Raw genomic sequence first — 13187 nt, forward strand, 5'->3', positions numbered from 1 at the left:
TCCTTTGGTTGGCCGCAACCAACCAATTTTTAGCCCCGCGCTCATTCGGTCGCGGGGCTTTTTTTTGGTTCTTCACGGATTACCGGGAAAGATGCTCTTGATCTTCATGAAAAAGAATTCGCTGTCCCGGTAACCGTACGCCATCCGCTTAATGACCTTTATTCGATTGTTTATGCCTTCCAACTGACCGGTGTGCATTGGCCAGCGAACCCGGCTGACGATGCCTCTCCAGTAACCCTTTAATCGCTTTGCAAACTGGATCAGAGCCGGTATTTCACTTTCTTGAGCATGGCGTAGCCATTGCTTCCAGGCTGATCGCCAGCTCCAGGCGGTGCTTGGCGTCCAAAGCGTTTTGAGTTCAGCCTTCATCAAGTAGACCGTCATCAATGCTTGGTTGGCCGCCAGCAGATCCTCCAAACGGACCTGTTGCTCGGGCGTTTTCAGATTCTGCGGATTACGCAGCAACAACCATCGCGCTTGCTTGATGACCTTACGTGCAGGCTTGTCGTGACGTAGCCGATTAGCTTCGTCGACGCGGACGCGATCGATGACCTCCCGGCCATATTTGGCCACCACATGAAAGAGGTCGTAGATCACTCGCGCGTTCGGACAGTGTTGGCGAACCTCCAGATCAAAAGCGGTGTTCATGTCCATCGCCACCGCTTCGATGCGAGCACAACCTTCTGGCCCCAGCTCTTCGAAAAATGGCCTGACCGCCGCCCGGCTGCGGCCTTCGCCGATCCACAGCACGCGTCGTGTATCGGCATCCAGCACGACACTGGCATAGCGATGCCCTTTGAACAGCGCAAATTCGTCCATCACCAAGCGCCGTGGCTGCGCCTTCGGCAAAACACTCAAAGCCGTTTGTAAGGCTCGACGTTCCAGCAACCGAACGGTGTCCCAATGCAGCCCAAACATCTGGGCCACGTGCAGGGTTGGGAGGCGCTCACAGGACTGAATGACCGCATCGGCCAAGCGGCGCGTCATGCGGGCATAGCGATCCAGCCAACTGACGGCCTCCATGCGTTTGCCGCAGTCACGGCAGCCAACACGCCTGAGCAAAACGCTGAGGCGTACAGCGCGACCGAGAATGGGAAGATCCCGAACGGTTCGCTCGCAATACTCATGTGTGGTTGAACAAGGTCTTTGGCAGCCACCACAGGAAGGGAATCGAGTGGCGTGGGGAATCAGATCGATCTTTAGGGCGTCACCATCAGGCTTGATCGTGACGACAGAAAAGCCCTCCCAAAAAGGAAGGAAAGTATTAATATCACGCATAAGAACGCCGGTTTGTTAGATGTGTTTGCTCGCACGAACATCATCAATCAAATCGGCGTTCTTGTTTCTGTGTTTCCCGGGATTCCGTGAAGAACCTTTTTTTTACCCGTAGTAGCTGCCGAAGGCTGCGTTCGGCGACGCAGTCGTCGTAAACCCTGGCAACCGGGGTTGACTGACACACCGAAGTGTCTGATTTTGCGACGGCTACGCCGCCGAACGCAGCCTTCGGCAGCTGCTACAGGGTCTGCGTTTGACTCCAGCCCCCGACTCACCCACTCTTGCACCCCATACGCACGCATGCTTCTGGATATTGGATGACCCAGCCTCGCCGCTACCTCGCAATCAGCTTTCTGTCAGCGCTTATCGCTGCCGGTCTTTGGTATTCGATGCGCCCTGATCCAGCCGTTCCCACGCAATCCGTCAGTCAACGATTCTCCATCGCCCTGGACATGGCCCAAAACGGCAAGCCCGGCGCCGCCCGTGTGCTCTATCAGCAACTGGCCCGCAAGGACTTGTCGGATACCCGGCGCGCCAGCCTGCATGCCGAGCTGCCCAATTACCCAAGCCCGCTGGCACTGAAACTGGCAGACGCTGACTTGCATAACCCCTCGCCCCTGGTACGCATAGCCGCGATCCAGAGCATTGTCGGCCTGGTGCCCAACGCCCAGCGCACGTTACTGCTGGGCCCGCTACTGGATGACACCGAACAGAGCGTGCGCTTTGCCGCCGCCAATGCCCTGCTCGGCCTGTCGCCCGACGAACAGGGGCTGTACTTCGGCCCGTTGCAGCAAGTGATCGACGAATTCGAGCGCGACCTCAAAACCAGGCCCGACGACCCGCAGGCACAGGGTCAACTCGCCCGTCTGTATTTGCACGAAGGTCAACTGGACGAAGCCCAGGCCGCACTGGAGCAAGTCACCCGCCTGGACCCGGACAACCTCAAGGCAGTCGTCGCGCAGGTCGAGCTTCTGGAAAAACGCGGCAAGGCCGAGCAGGCGCGACAGATGCTGGCCAGGCAGCTTGAAGCCCATCCCTATTCCGCGTACCTGCAACATGCCCTGGGGATCTGGCTGCTTAACCATGGCCAGACGGAATACGCCCTTCTGGGCCTGGCCAAGGCCGTTGAGCTGGAACCGGACAACAGTGATTACCGGTACAAGCTGGCGACCGCCCTCCATGACCTGGACCAGCTTGAAGCCGCGCAACGCCAGCTCGAAGAGCTGCTGCAACGCCAACCGGCCAATCGCAAGGCGCGCGTATTGCTGATCGGCTACTGGAAAGAAGCCGGGCAATTGCAGAATGTGCAGGTGCTGCTGGCGCAGCTTGAGCAGATGAACCCTGATGACCCGTCGTTGCAGCAGGGTTTGTGATTCATATCACCTGTGGGAGCGGGCTTGCTCGCGATGGCATCACGTCGGTCTGGCTGAATGACCGAGTCGCCTGCATCGCGAGCAAGCCCGCTCCCACAAGATTTGGGCATTCAGGCCAATAGTTTCTGGATCTGCTCTTGCAGGGTATCGAGGTCGAACGGCTTGGCCAGGATCGGCGCCGTCAAGGTGATCGGGCTGCCCGTATCACGGATCTCGGCAGGGTAGCCGCTGATAAAAATAACTTTCAGGTCAGGCCGCAGCTTCAACGCTGGCTCGGCAATCTGCACCCCGGAAATTCCGCCCGGCAGGCGGAAGTCGGTCACCATAAGGTCCAGATGCGGCTTGCTCGCCAGAATCTCGAACGCCTGTTCGCCGTTTTCGGCCTGCAATACCCGGTAGCCTTCGCCGGACAGGTAGGCGCTGAGGACCATCAGGATCGAGGGGTCATCTTCGACAATCAAAACAACATCTTGCGCATCTTCACTCATGGGAAACCTTAATTCATGCCGTCGCTGCCAGTATGACCCCGAGCGCGGTCATAGGTTGCGCCGAGTTTAAGTCTTTTGTGCAAGCGGCAGGCAAACCCTGAACAAGGCGCCCTCACCCAGTTCGCTCTGCACGCTGATGGTGCCGCTGTGTGCCGCGACAATCTGTTCCGAGATAAACAACCCCAAACCAAGCCCGGCAGCCACCTGACTGGCTGAAACCCGCTCAAATTGCTGGAACACCCGCTGCTGGTTTTCCTGGCTGATGCCGATGCCCTGATCGCGCACATCCACCACAGCTTGATCGCCGTCTATGTAAACAGACACATCAATGGGCTTTTTAGCACCGTAACGCAAGGCATTGGTCAGCAGATTGGAAATCACTTGCTCAATTCTGAACTCGTCCCACTGCCCCACTACGGGTTTTTGTGCAGTGAAGCTGACACTCGATTGCGCAGCGCTGATCTGGGCCGTGAAATTCTCCAGCAATTGCCCGACTGTACGGGCCAAATCAAACTCGGCAGGCCTGATCGACAGCTTGCCGGTGCGGATACGCGACACGTCGAGCATGTCTTCGATCAGGCGGATCAGGCTCTGGATCTGGCGCTCATCACGATCGACCATGGCGTGCATCTTTTCCAGGGTGAACGCCGCCGCGTTGTCGCGGGCCAGGTGCATCTTGCGCAACTGGGTTTCCAGGATCAGCCCGTTGAGCGGCGTGCGCACCTCATGGGAGACGATCGACATAAAGTCGTCACGCATGCGCACCGCGCGCTCAAGCTCGACCTGGGTCAGTTGCAACTGCGCAAGCAAAGTCTCCTGCTCGCGACGGCTCTGCTCCAGGGCCTCGACCTGCTGCTTCATGGCCTTGCTCTGGCGATAAAGCTCGACGAAGACATTGACCTTGCTTTTGACCGCGTGGATATCCAGCGGTTTGTGCAGAAAGTCCACCGCACCGCTTTCATAGCCCTTGAAGGCATAGTTCATCTCGCGCCCTGCGGCACTGACAAACACGATGGGGATGTTTTTGGTCTTGGCGGTGCCGCGCATCAGCTCGGCCAGTTCAAAACCGTTCATGCCGGGCATTTGCACGTCAAGAATGGCCATCGCAAACTCATGCTGCAACAGCAACGACAGCGCCTCATCCGCAGACAAGGCCTTGTACACGATGCGATCTTCGCGCTTGATCAGTGCTTCGAGCGCCAGCAGGTTTTCCGGCAGGTCATCGACGATCAGCAGCTTGGCTTGAATTTCGTTTAGTAGCATTGGCTATGTTCCAGCTCGACAAGCAGACGGCCAATGCCGCGCAATGGAAGAATGCAATCCGGTTGAAAAAGGTCCAGTGCCGCACGGGGCATGGTTGCAACCTGTGCCTCGTCAGGATCCTGCACAATGGTCAGACCGCCCGACTGCTGGACCACGCTCAGCCCCTGGGCACCATCCCGATTGGCGCCCGTCAGCAAAATGGCAGCCAGACGCTGTTGATACACATCGGCTGCGGATTCGAACAGGTAGTCAATGGCAGGTCGCGAGTAATGCACCGGCTCCTCCTGGCTCAAGGAAAAACTGTGATCCTGCTCAATCGAAACGTGATACCCGGGACCTGCAAAGTACAGGGTGCCCGGCACAATCGGCTGTTTGTCCTGAACCTCCCTGACCGCCAATGGCAAGCGCCGGGCAAACACCTCGGCCAACTGGCTGCGTCGCTCTTCAGGCAAGTGCAGCACCACGATAATCGGCAGCCGGAAGCCAGGCTTGAGCTCGGAAAAAATAGTCAGCAACGCTTCAACCCCGCCCGCAGACGCACCGATCACCACCGCCTCGACAGGTCTGGGATCGGTCAGGTAACGGTCATGGTTTTTCATAGCTTGCGGTAGATCCGTTCTTGCTTGAGCACGGGGGAAAACTGTTTGCTGTAGTCCGAAAAATCCAGCGTCTCCTTGCTTCCAAGCATCAGAAATCCGCGATGACACAACGATTCCTCGAACAGACCAAAGGCTCTGTTTTGAAGATTTTTATTGAAATAAATCAATACGTTACGGCATGAAATTAAATTGGTTTCTGAGAACACGCTATCCGTCGCCAGGCTGTGATCGGCGAAGGTCACGTTCTCGCGCAGCGTCTTGTCAAAAATCGCGTAGTCATAGGCGGCGGTGTAGTAATCGGCAAACGAACGCTGACCACCGGCCTTTTGGTAGTTGTGGGTATAGGTCCGGATATTGTCCAGGGAGAAAATCCCCTGCTTGGCCTTTTCCAGAGAGCGCGGATTGATATCGGTCGCATAGATGATGGTGCGATCCAGCAGGCCTTCTTCACGCAACAGGATGGCCATTGAATACACCTCCTCGCCGGTGCTGCACCCCGCAATCCAGATCTTGAGCGACGGGTAGGTCTTGAGGATCGGCACCACCTCCTGGCGAATGGCCAGAAAATGCTCCGGGTCGCGAAACATCTCGCTCACTGGAATGGTCAGGAACTGCAGCAACTGCATAAAGGCCGTCGGGTCATGGAGGATGCGCTCCTGAAGGGCCGAAATGGTGCTGCAGTCAAACTGACGCAATGCATGATTGACCCGGCGCTTGATCGAGGCGCCGGAGTAATCGCGAAAGTCATAACTGTATTTGAGATAGATCGCTTCGATCAGCAGCCTTAACTCGATGTCAGTGTTTCGTTGCACTTAGAGTCGTTCCATTTTCGGTAGCCAGACCCGGATCAACGAAAACAGTCGATCCAGATCAATCGGTTTGGCCAGGTAGTCATTGGAACCTGCCTGCAGGCAGCGCTCCTGATCGTCCTTCATTGCCTTGGCCGTGACCGCAATGATCGGCAGCTTGCGCCAGCGCGGGTTTTTGCGGATTTCGACGGTCGCTTCGTAGCCATCCATCTCGGGCATCATCACGTCCATCAACACCAGGTCGATATCTTCCACTTCGTCCAGGCGCTCGATGGCTTCGCGTCCATTGCGACCGATGACCACAATCGCGCCCTTCTGCTCCAGCGCACTGGTCAGGGCAAAGATGTTTCGTACATCGTCATCCACCAGCAAAATCTTGCGGCCCTCGAACACCTTGTCGCGGCTGCGAGCGGTCTTGAGCATCGTTTGCCGATCATGGGACAACTGAGATTCGACTTTGTGCAGAAATAATGTCACTTCATCGAGCAACCGCTCGGGTGAGCGGGCGCCCTTGATGATGATGGAGCGCGAATACTTGCGCAGCTCGGCTTCTTCATCCCGGGTCAGATTGCGCCCGGTGTAGACGATCACCGGCGGGAACGAGCAGATATCTTCGGTCGACATGCGCTTGAGCAGGTCGTTGCCCAGCATGTCGGGCAACTTGAGGTCGATGATCATGCAGTCGTAAACAGTGGTGCGCAGCAGGTCGAGCGCCTCCTGGGCATAGCCGACCGCGGTGATCTCGATGTCATCGTCGCCGATCAGGCGGGCAATGCTGTCGCGCTGCAAGTCATCATCCTCGACCAGCAGCACCCGCTTGACCTTCTGCGTCAGCTTGGCCTCCAGGCGAGCGAACACATTTCTCAGCTCTTCACGGGTCGTCGGCTTCAAGGCGTACCCCACCGCCCCCATGTGCATCGCGGCCTCAACCCGGTCTTCAGCGGAAATCACGTGAACCGGTATATGCCGCGTCGACGCCATAGCCTTCAGGCGCTGCAACACCGTGAGCCCCGGATGGTCCGGCAAGCGGATGTCCAGCAGGATTGCATCGGGAATGAACTGCACCGCGAGGCTGAAACCTTCGTCCGCACCATGGGCAACCAGGCAGCGATAGCCCAATTCATGTGCAAGATCGAAGAGGATCTGCGCAAAGTTTGGCTCATCTTCAATCACCAAAATACAGCGCGTGGTAAATGGCGCCTGCTCGCGGTCATCCATGAAGCGCTCAATCACCGCCGCAGACTCAACGGCAAGCAGCGGCCGGGGCTCAGGTACCCGCACTGCAACCCGTGGCGCGGGGCCAACAGGCAGTTGCACGGGTTCTTCGCCGTGCTCCACATACTGCTGCGGCAGGATCAGGGTAAAGATACTGCCCTTGCCCGGCTCGCTGCTGACATCGATCGAACCGCCCAGCAATGTCGCCAGATCACGGGAGATCGACAGGCCCAGCCCTGTGCCGCCATAGCGGCGGTTGGTGGTGCCGTCGGCCTGACGGAAAGCTTCGAAGATGGAGTCTTGTTGCTCCTCGGAAATGCCGATCCCGGAATCGCTCACGGTAAAGGCAATCCCTTCGCCCGGCTGACAGGATACCGTCAGGCTGACCTGGCCTTGCTCCGTGAACTTGACCGCGTTGGACAGCAAATTCTTGAGGATCTGCTCCAGACGCTGGCTGTCGGTGTAGATCATGGGCGGCGTGCCGGGCTGCAACTGGACCTCAAAGCCCAGGGACTTGTCGCCCGCCAGCGGCTGGAACATGTTGCGCAACCCTTCGACCACCCGTGCCACGCTGGTGTGCTCGGGGCGCACTTCGAGCTTGCCGGCTTCTACCTTGGAAATGTCCAGGATGTCGTTGATCAGGTTAAGCAGGTCATTGCCCGCCGAGTAAATAGACTCGGCAAACTTGACCTGTTCTGCGCTGAGGTTCTGCTGCGGGTTTTCGGACAGCAACTTGGCCAGGATCAAGGAGCTGTTCAGCGGCGTGCGCAGCTCGTGGGACATGTTGGCCAGGAATTCGGACTTGTACTTGCTGGAGCGTTGCAGCTCTTCAGCCCGTTCTTCAAGTTGCACCTGGGCCTGGTTGAGTTCGGTGTTCTTGCGGTCCATTGCATCCCGCTGGCCGGCCAACTCTTCGTTGGTCTGCTCCAGCTCGGCCTGCTGGGTTTCGAGGCTGGTCTGGGACTCTTTGAGAATGCGCGACTGCTCTTCGAGTTCCTCGTTGGCGGTCTTGAGTTCCTCCTGCTGCACCTGCAGTTGCTCATTGAGCTGCTGGGTTTCGGCCAGCACCTCTTGCAGGCGCTGGCGATAGCGCGCCGCTTCAATCGACATGCCGATGTTGTCGGCGATCAATTCGAACAGCTCTACGTCCCGCTCGCTCAGGGGCCTGAGGAAGCCCAGCTCAATGACCCCGTTGACGCGATCATCATCACTGGTGGGCACCACCAGCACACTGCGCGGGCTGCCTTCGCCCAGCCCGGAGCTGACTTTGGAGAAATAGTCGGCGGGTACGTTGTCCAGTCGAATCAACTTATCCTGCTTGACTGCCTGCCCGATAATCCCTTCGCCGTTGCGAATCAGTTGGCCCTGCGCCTCTTGCTCGCGGGAAAACCCATAACTGGCCACACGCTTGAGATCGCCGTGATCTTCACGCACATAGACGGCCGCCACCACGGATCCCAGGTACTGGGCACAGAACTGCAGGATGTTGTGGCCCAACATGTTGAGCGTCAGGCGCCCCAGCACCTGTTCAGCCAGCTCGGTCTGGCCGTTGCGCAACCAGGCCTGTTGTTCCAGACGCTGAGCAGTCTTGATCTGCGACTCGAAGGCATTGTTGTAACTCTTTGAAAGTTCAAGTAAATCGCGACGACCGATATAGGCCAAAAAGCCGCTCAAACCCAGTACGAAAATCAGGTACAGGCCAATACTGATGATCGTTGTACGACTGACCTCTTCGCTGCGAGCCACTCGCAGCTGCTGCTCCATCTGAATGAAGTCTTGATATTCTTTGCGAATTTCGTCCGCCAGGCGTTTGCCCCGCCCCGCCTGTATGGCCGCACGGTAATCACCGTCCTGACGGCGCAGATCGACCATCGACTGGGCGTAGGCATTCCACTCATTTTGCAGCGCCTCAAGGCGTTTCAGCCGGTCGACCTGCTGCGGGTTGTCGCTGACCAGCTCCTGCAACCCCTTCAACTGGAGCGCAATTTGCGGCTTGGCGACGGCATAGGGGTCCAGAAAATGCTCATCGCCGGTAATCAGGAACCCGCGCATGCCGCTTTCAAGATCCACCGTCAGCCGCACGGCGTCGTTGGTATTACTGATAACCCGGTCGCTGTGCTCCACCCACCTGATCACTGATAACAAATAGCTGACCATGATCACGAATAACGCGGCACTGAGCACGCCGACAGCCAGGGGCAAGCCAACGTTGCGACTCAGAAGCTTGCGAAAGCTTCGCTCATCAATTGATACAGGTGAGTTCATTTTCAGGCCTGTGGGCAGTCTTAAAAAACTGGAGTTTGCCGGATTACCGAGCAATAGTTCTATTTTCTTACCCAACAATGAACATTTTCGTACAAAGAGGCACATTCAAATGCTGGGCAAGGCTATCCTTGCTGCAGCGAGACCCACGCTTACATTTTTTATCGAGATCATGATTATGTCCGCTACACCCTCCACCATCCTGGTGGTCGAAGACGACGCCATTGTTCGGATGCTGATCGTAGACGTGCTCCAAGAACTGGACTTCAGCGTGCTTGAAGCAGACGGCAGCGAGCAGGCCATGGAACTGCTGGAGAATGCGGCCCAGCCCATTGACCTGCTGATGACCGACGTCGGGTTGCCGGGCATGGACGGCCGGGAGCTGGCAGCCAAGGCCCGCCAATTGCGCGAGAAAATGCCCATCCTGTTTGCCAGCGGCTATGCCGAAACCCTTGAGGTCGCAGAAGGCATGGCGGTGATTGGCAAACCTTTCTCCATTGATCAGTTGCGCGACAAAGTCAAAAGCCTGCTGACCGCCTGACGTGTAGTCGCTGCCGCAGGCTGCGAGGGCTGCGTAGCGGCCCCGCTTTTTGAAGGTCCTGCGGCCCTTATCGCAGCCTGCGGCAGCGACTACACCCCCCCCTTTAAATTGACGACTCTCCTGGGCTGTGGTTTCCTACACATCTTGTATCAGGTGCCCTTCACAGGGTGAAACGGGAAACCGGTGCGTCAGGCGTTAGTCCTGGCAAGTCCGGCGCTGCCCCCGCAACGGTAAGCGAGAGAAACATCAAATCCACTGTGCCGAGTGCATGGGAAGGAGATGTTTGCAGGCTCAACGCTTGAGCCCCTCGCAAGCCCGGAGACCGGCCTGGTTATTTTTCAATAACAAACCCGCGGTGGGCGGGCGCTGTTAAACCCTGCGGGCTTCGTTCGCGGGGTTTTCTTGCGCTTTGCTGCCCGTCGTCCGACCTGAGGCAAGCGCCATGTCTATCAGCACCAGCCGTACCCATTCCGCCGCGACCACTGCCACCCAAAGCCAACGCATTGTGGCGGCTGTCGGTGCTGCGGTACTGGGGGCTTTTCTCGTTTACTTCGCCGGGTTCTCCCATATCGATGCGGTTCACAATGCGGCCCATGACACCCGTCACAGCTCCGCCTTCCCGTGCCATTGAGACTGCCTGCCATGATTAAGCGTATCGCCCAAACCGCAGGCTTCACCGGCTTGCTGGCCGCCCTGCTGCTGACCCTGCTGCAAAGCCTGTGGGTGTCGCCACTCATTTTGCAGGCCGAAACCTACGAAAAACCTGCTGCCACTGAAGTGCACGAGCATGCCGACATGGCCATGCCAGCCCACGAGCACGACGCCGAGGCCTGGGAGCCGGAAGATGGCTGGCAGCGCGTGCTGTCTACCACGGGCGGCAATCTGGTGGTTGCTGTGGGTTTTGCCTTGATGCTGGCCGGCCTTTACACCTTGCGTGCCCCGACGCGCACTTCCCAGGGCCTGCTCTGGGGCCTTGCCGGTTATGCGGTGTTCTGCCTGGCGCCGACCCTGGGCCTGCCACCCGAGTTGCCGGGCACTGCAGCGGCAGATTTGCTGCAGCGTCAAATCTGGTGGGTCAGCACCGCAGCTTCGACCGCAGTGGCCATCGCACTGATGGTATTTGGCAAGCACTGGGCGCTGAAAGTGCTGGGCGTGGCGATTCTGGTGGTTCCGCATATTTTTGGCGCACCCCAGCCACTGGTGCATTCAAGCCTGGCCCCGGCCGAGCTGGAGTCGCAGTTCAAGATTGCTTCGCAACTGACCAACTTCGCCTTTTGGCTGGCCCTGGGCGTGATCAGCGCCTGGCTGTTTCGCCGCAAGTCTGAAGGCCAGTACTCGGCATGACGGCAACCGGCACAGCGCCAATCCTGGTGATTGGCCTGGGCTGTCGCCAGGATTGCACCGCGGCAGAGCTGTTGAGTCTGATCGAACGCTCTCTGGCCCGGGCCGGGATCCCGCTGAATGCGGTCCGTGCCCTGGCCAGTGTCGATCTCAAGCGCCAGGAACCCGGACTGCTGCAACTGGCAGCTCGACTGGAACTGGAGCTTGAGGTCTTCAGTGCGCAACAGCTTGCCCCGTACGCCCCTCAGCTGAGTCACCGGTCGAACCTTGTGTTCGAGAAAACCGGGTGTTTCGGGATTGCCGAAAGTGCTGCGCTGGCCCTGGCCGAGCGGTTCGCCGGCGCACCCGCTACCTTGCTGATTACGCGACAAAAATCACCAGGCGCCACCTTTGCGTTGGCCTGTTTCGAGCAAAACCCGCGATAATCCCCCGCCTCACTATGAGCGTTGTTCAAGAACAGCTCTATCTCAACCCCTTCAAGAGACTGCCATGACTGTTTATTTCATCGGCGCCGGACCCGGCGATCCTGAGCTGATTACCGTCAAGGGCCAGCGCCTGATTCGCAGTTGCCCGGTGATCATTTACGCGGGTTCGCTGGTCCCCGAGGCCGTGCTGCAAGGCCATCAGGCTGAGCAGGTGATCAACAGTGCGCAACTGCACCTTGAGCAGATCATCACCCTGATCAAGGCCGCCGACGCCAAAGGCCAGGACGTGGCCCGCGTACATTCCGGCGACCCCAGCTTGTACGGGGCCATTGGCGAACAGATCCGCTGCTTGCGTGAGCTGGGCATTGCCTTTGAGATCATTCCGGGAGTGACTGCCACCGCGGCCTGTGCGGCCATTCTGGGGGCCGAACTGACGTTGCCCGATATTTCGCAAACCGTGATTCTGACCCGTTACGCCGAAAAAACCGTTATGCCAGCCGGAGAAGAACTGGCCAGCCTGGCGCAGCACAAGGCGACCATGGCCATTCATCTGGGGGTCAAGAACCTTGAAAACATCGTTGCCGAACTGATCCCGCACTACGGCAGTGATTGCCCGATTGCCGTGATTCATCGCGCCAGCTGGCCTGACCAGGACTGGGTGCAAGGGACGCTTGCAGACATCGCGATCAAGGTCCAGGCCAAGGGATTCAGGCGTACGGCGCTGATCCTGGTGGGCCGGGTGCTGGCCAGTGACAGTTTTGGGGACTCGTCGCTGTACCGTGCGGGGCATGCGCATCTGTATCGGCCTTGAACGCTCTCCCCCTGTGGGAGCGGGCTTGCTCGCGATACGGACGGCGTGGCCTGTCAGGTAGATCCCATTAGGTTCTGCTGCGCCCGCACAATCCGAATCGCGCAGCCATAAAAAAACGGTGCTCACGGGGCACCGTTTTTTCTTCAGCTTCGCAGCGAACGCCCTGTTAGTAGTAGGCGTTTTCTTTCTGCGAGTGGTCGGTCACGTCACGTACGCCCTTGAGCTCCGGCACACGCTCAAGCAGGGTGCGCTCGATGCCTTCACGCAACGTCACGTCCGCCTGGCCGCAGCCCTGGCAACCGCCACCGAACTTGAGCACCGCGATACCGTCTTCAACCACTTCAATCAGGCTGACCTGACCGCCGTGGCTGGCCAAACCGGGATTGATCTCGGTTTGCAGGTAGTAGTTGATGCGCTCGTTGATCGGGCTGTCGGCATTGACCATCGGCACTTTGGCGTTTGGCGCCTTGATGGTCAGCTGACCACCCATGCGATCGGTGGCGTAGTCCACCACGGCATCGTCAAGGAAGGGTTCGCTGAACGAATCGATCCAGGCCGTGAAGCTTTTAAGGCCGATGGCGGTATCTTCAGATTTGACTTCAGCCGGCTTGCAGTAAGCAATGCAGGTTTCGGCGTACTGGGTACCGGGTTGGGTGATAAAGACGCGGATGCCGATACCCGGGGTGTTCTGCTTTGACAGCAGATCAGCCAGGTAATCGTGGGCAGCGTCGGTAATCGTTATGGCGCTCATGGAATCTCCTCGCAGACATGGGACGCAGTTTACG

13 protein-coding genes and 1 riboswitch are annotated in these 13187 nt (G+C 58.3%); of the genes, 6 read left to right on the forward strand and 7 right to left on the reverse strand.

What is annotated here, in order from left to right; all coding sequences use genetic code 11:
• Positions 1-72: 72 nt before the first annotated feature.
• The gene (locus AC19YQ_RS16115; RefSeq protein WP_500595486.1) at positions 73-1278 is read right to left on the reverse strand and encodes an ISL3 family transposase; all 1206 of its coding nucleotides are present in this window, start codon (positions 1276-1278) and stop codon (positions 73-75) included.
• A 314-nt stretch (positions 1279-1592) separates the two neighbouring features.
• Here AC19YQ_RS16115 and AC19YQ_RS16120 point away from each other — a divergent pair, with 314 nt between their 5' ends.
• The gene (locus AC19YQ_RS16120) at positions 1593-2648 is read left to right on the forward strand and encodes a tetratricopeptide repeat protein (RefSeq protein ID WP_500595487.1); all 1056 of its coding nucleotides are present in this window, start codon (positions 1593-1595) and stop codon (positions 2646-2648) included.
• A 110-nt stretch (positions 2649-2758) separates the two neighbouring features.
• On the opposite strand, the gene AC19YQ_RS16125 is transcribed toward AC19YQ_RS16120, so the two are convergent.
• From AC19YQ_RS16125 to AC19YQ_RS16145, 5 genes are all read right to left on the reverse strand, one after another.
• Complete coding sequence (locus AC19YQ_RS16125; protein ID WP_003445176.1) at positions 2759-3136, reverse strand: response regulator; 378 nt, start codon at positions 3134-3136, stop codon at positions 2759-2761.
• Between the two features lie 66 nt (positions 3137-3202).
• Complete coding sequence (locus tag AC19YQ_RS16130) at positions 3203-4399, reverse strand: ATP-binding protein (protein WP_133076866.1); 1197 nt, start codon at positions 4397-4399, stop codon at positions 3203-3205.
• Entirely contained in the window at positions 4390-4998 is a 609-nt protein-coding gene (locus tag AC19YQ_RS16135) for a chemotaxis protein CheB (protein WP_133076867.1), read from the reverse strand. Before AC19YQ_RS16135 ends, AC19YQ_RS16130 begins: the two co-directional genes overlap by 10 nt.
• Positions 4995-5810: a CheR family methyltransferase gene (locus AC19YQ_RS16140; RefSeq protein WP_133076868.1), complete on the reverse strand. Its 816-nt coding sequence runs from the start codon at positions 5808-5810 to the stop codon at positions 4995-4997. Before AC19YQ_RS16140 ends, AC19YQ_RS16135 begins: the two co-directional genes overlap by 4 nt.
• On the reverse strand, positions 5811-9287 hold the full coding sequence (locus tag AC19YQ_RS16145; RefSeq protein WP_133076869.1) for a response regulator: 3477 nt from the start codon (positions 9285-9287) through the stop codon (positions 5811-5813).
• A gap of 175 nt (positions 9288-9462) precedes the next feature.
• Here AC19YQ_RS16145 and AC19YQ_RS16150 point away from each other — a divergent pair, with 175 nt between their 5' ends.
• The 5 genes from AC19YQ_RS16150 (at position 9463) to cobM (ending at position 12402) form a co-directional block, all read left to right on the forward strand.
• Complete coding sequence (locus AC19YQ_RS16150) at positions 9463-9825, forward strand: response regulator (RefSeq protein WP_133076870.1); 363 nt, start codon at positions 9463-9465, stop codon at positions 9823-9825.
• Positions 9826-9959: 134 nt separating this feature from the next.
• A riboswitch (cobalamin riboswitch) is annotated at positions 9960-10170 on the forward strand.
• A 97-nt stretch (positions 10171-10267) separates the two neighbouring features.
• Complete coding sequence (locus AC19YQ_RS16155; RefSeq protein WP_019827274.1) at positions 10268-10456, forward strand: CbtB domain-containing protein; 189 nt, start codon at positions 10268-10270, stop codon at positions 10454-10456.
• An 11-nt stretch (positions 10457-10467) separates the two neighbouring features.
• Complete coding sequence (locus tag AC19YQ_RS16160; RefSeq protein ID WP_133076871.1) at positions 10468-11169, forward strand: CbtA family protein; 702 nt, start codon at positions 10468-10470, stop codon at positions 11167-11169.
• Entirely contained in the window at positions 11166-11591 is a 426-nt protein-coding gene (locus AC19YQ_RS16165; protein WP_133076872.1) for a cobalamin biosynthesis protein, read from the forward strand. The genes AC19YQ_RS16160 and AC19YQ_RS16165 overlap by 4 nt, the downstream gene beginning before the upstream one ends.
• Positions 11592-11655: 64 nt before the next feature.
• On the forward strand, positions 11656-12402 hold the full coding sequence (gene cobM / locus AC19YQ_RS16170; protein WP_133076873.1) for a precorrin-4 C(11)-methyltransferase: 747 nt from the start codon (positions 11656-11658) through the stop codon (positions 12400-12402).
• Positions 12403-12568: 166 nt separating this feature from the next.
• Here the strand turns inward: cobM and nfuA are convergent, their stop codons facing one another.
• Positions 12569-13153: a Fe-S biogenesis protein NfuA gene (gene nfuA / locus AC19YQ_RS16175; protein ID WP_019827280.1), complete on the reverse strand. Its 585-nt coding sequence runs from the start codon at positions 13151-13153 to the stop codon at positions 12569-12571.
• Positions 13154-13187 lie beyond the last annotated feature (34 nt).

It is taken from the genome of Pseudomonas sp. MF06569, assembly GCF_059862735.1.

Coding starts and splice junctions, on each gene's coding strand:
- AC19YQ_RS16115 (WP_500595486.1), bottom strand. CDS start 1,278: ATGCGTGATATTAATACTTTCCTTCCTTTTTGGGAGGGCTTTTCTGTC.
- AC19YQ_RS16120 (WP_500595487.1), top strand. CDS start 1,593: ATGACCCAGCCTCGCCGCTACCTCGCAATCAGCTTTCTGTCAGCGCTT.
- AC19YQ_RS16125 (WP_003445176.1), bottom strand. CDS start 3,136: ATGAGTGAAGATGCGCAAGATGTTGTTTTGATTGTCGAAGATGACCCC.
- AC19YQ_RS16130 (WP_133076866.1), bottom strand. CDS start 4,399: ATGCTACTAAACGAAATTCAAGCCAAGCTGCTGATCGTCGATGACCTG.
- AC19YQ_RS16135 (WP_133076867.1), bottom strand. CDS start 4,998: ATGAAAAACCATGACCGTTACCTGACCGATCCCAGACCTGTCGAGGCG.
- AC19YQ_RS16145 (WP_133076869.1), bottom strand. CDS start 9,287: ATGAACTCACCTGTATCAATTGATGAGCGAAGCTTTCGCAAGCTTCTG.
- AC19YQ_RS16150 (WP_133076870.1), top strand. CDS start 9,463: ATGTCCGCTACACCCTCCACCATCCTGGTGGTCGAAGACGACGCCATT.
- AC19YQ_RS16155 (WP_019827274.1), top strand. CDS start 10,268: ATGTCTATCAGCACCAGCCGTACCCATTCCGCCGCGACCACTGCCACC.
- AC19YQ_RS16160 (WP_133076871.1), top strand. CDS start 10,468: ATGATTAAGCGTATCGCCCAAACCGCAGGCTTCACCGGCTTGCTGGCC.
- AC19YQ_RS16165 (WP_133076872.1), top strand. CDS start 11,166: ATGACGGCAACCGGCACAGCGCCAATCCTGGTGATTGGCCTGGGCTGT.
- cobM (WP_133076873.1), top strand. CDS start 11,656: ATGACTGTTTATTTCATCGGCGCCGGACCCGGCGATCCTGAGCTGATT.
- nfuA (WP_019827280.1), bottom strand. CDS start 13,153: ATGAGCGCCATAACGATTACCGACGCTGCCCACGATTACCTGGCTGAT.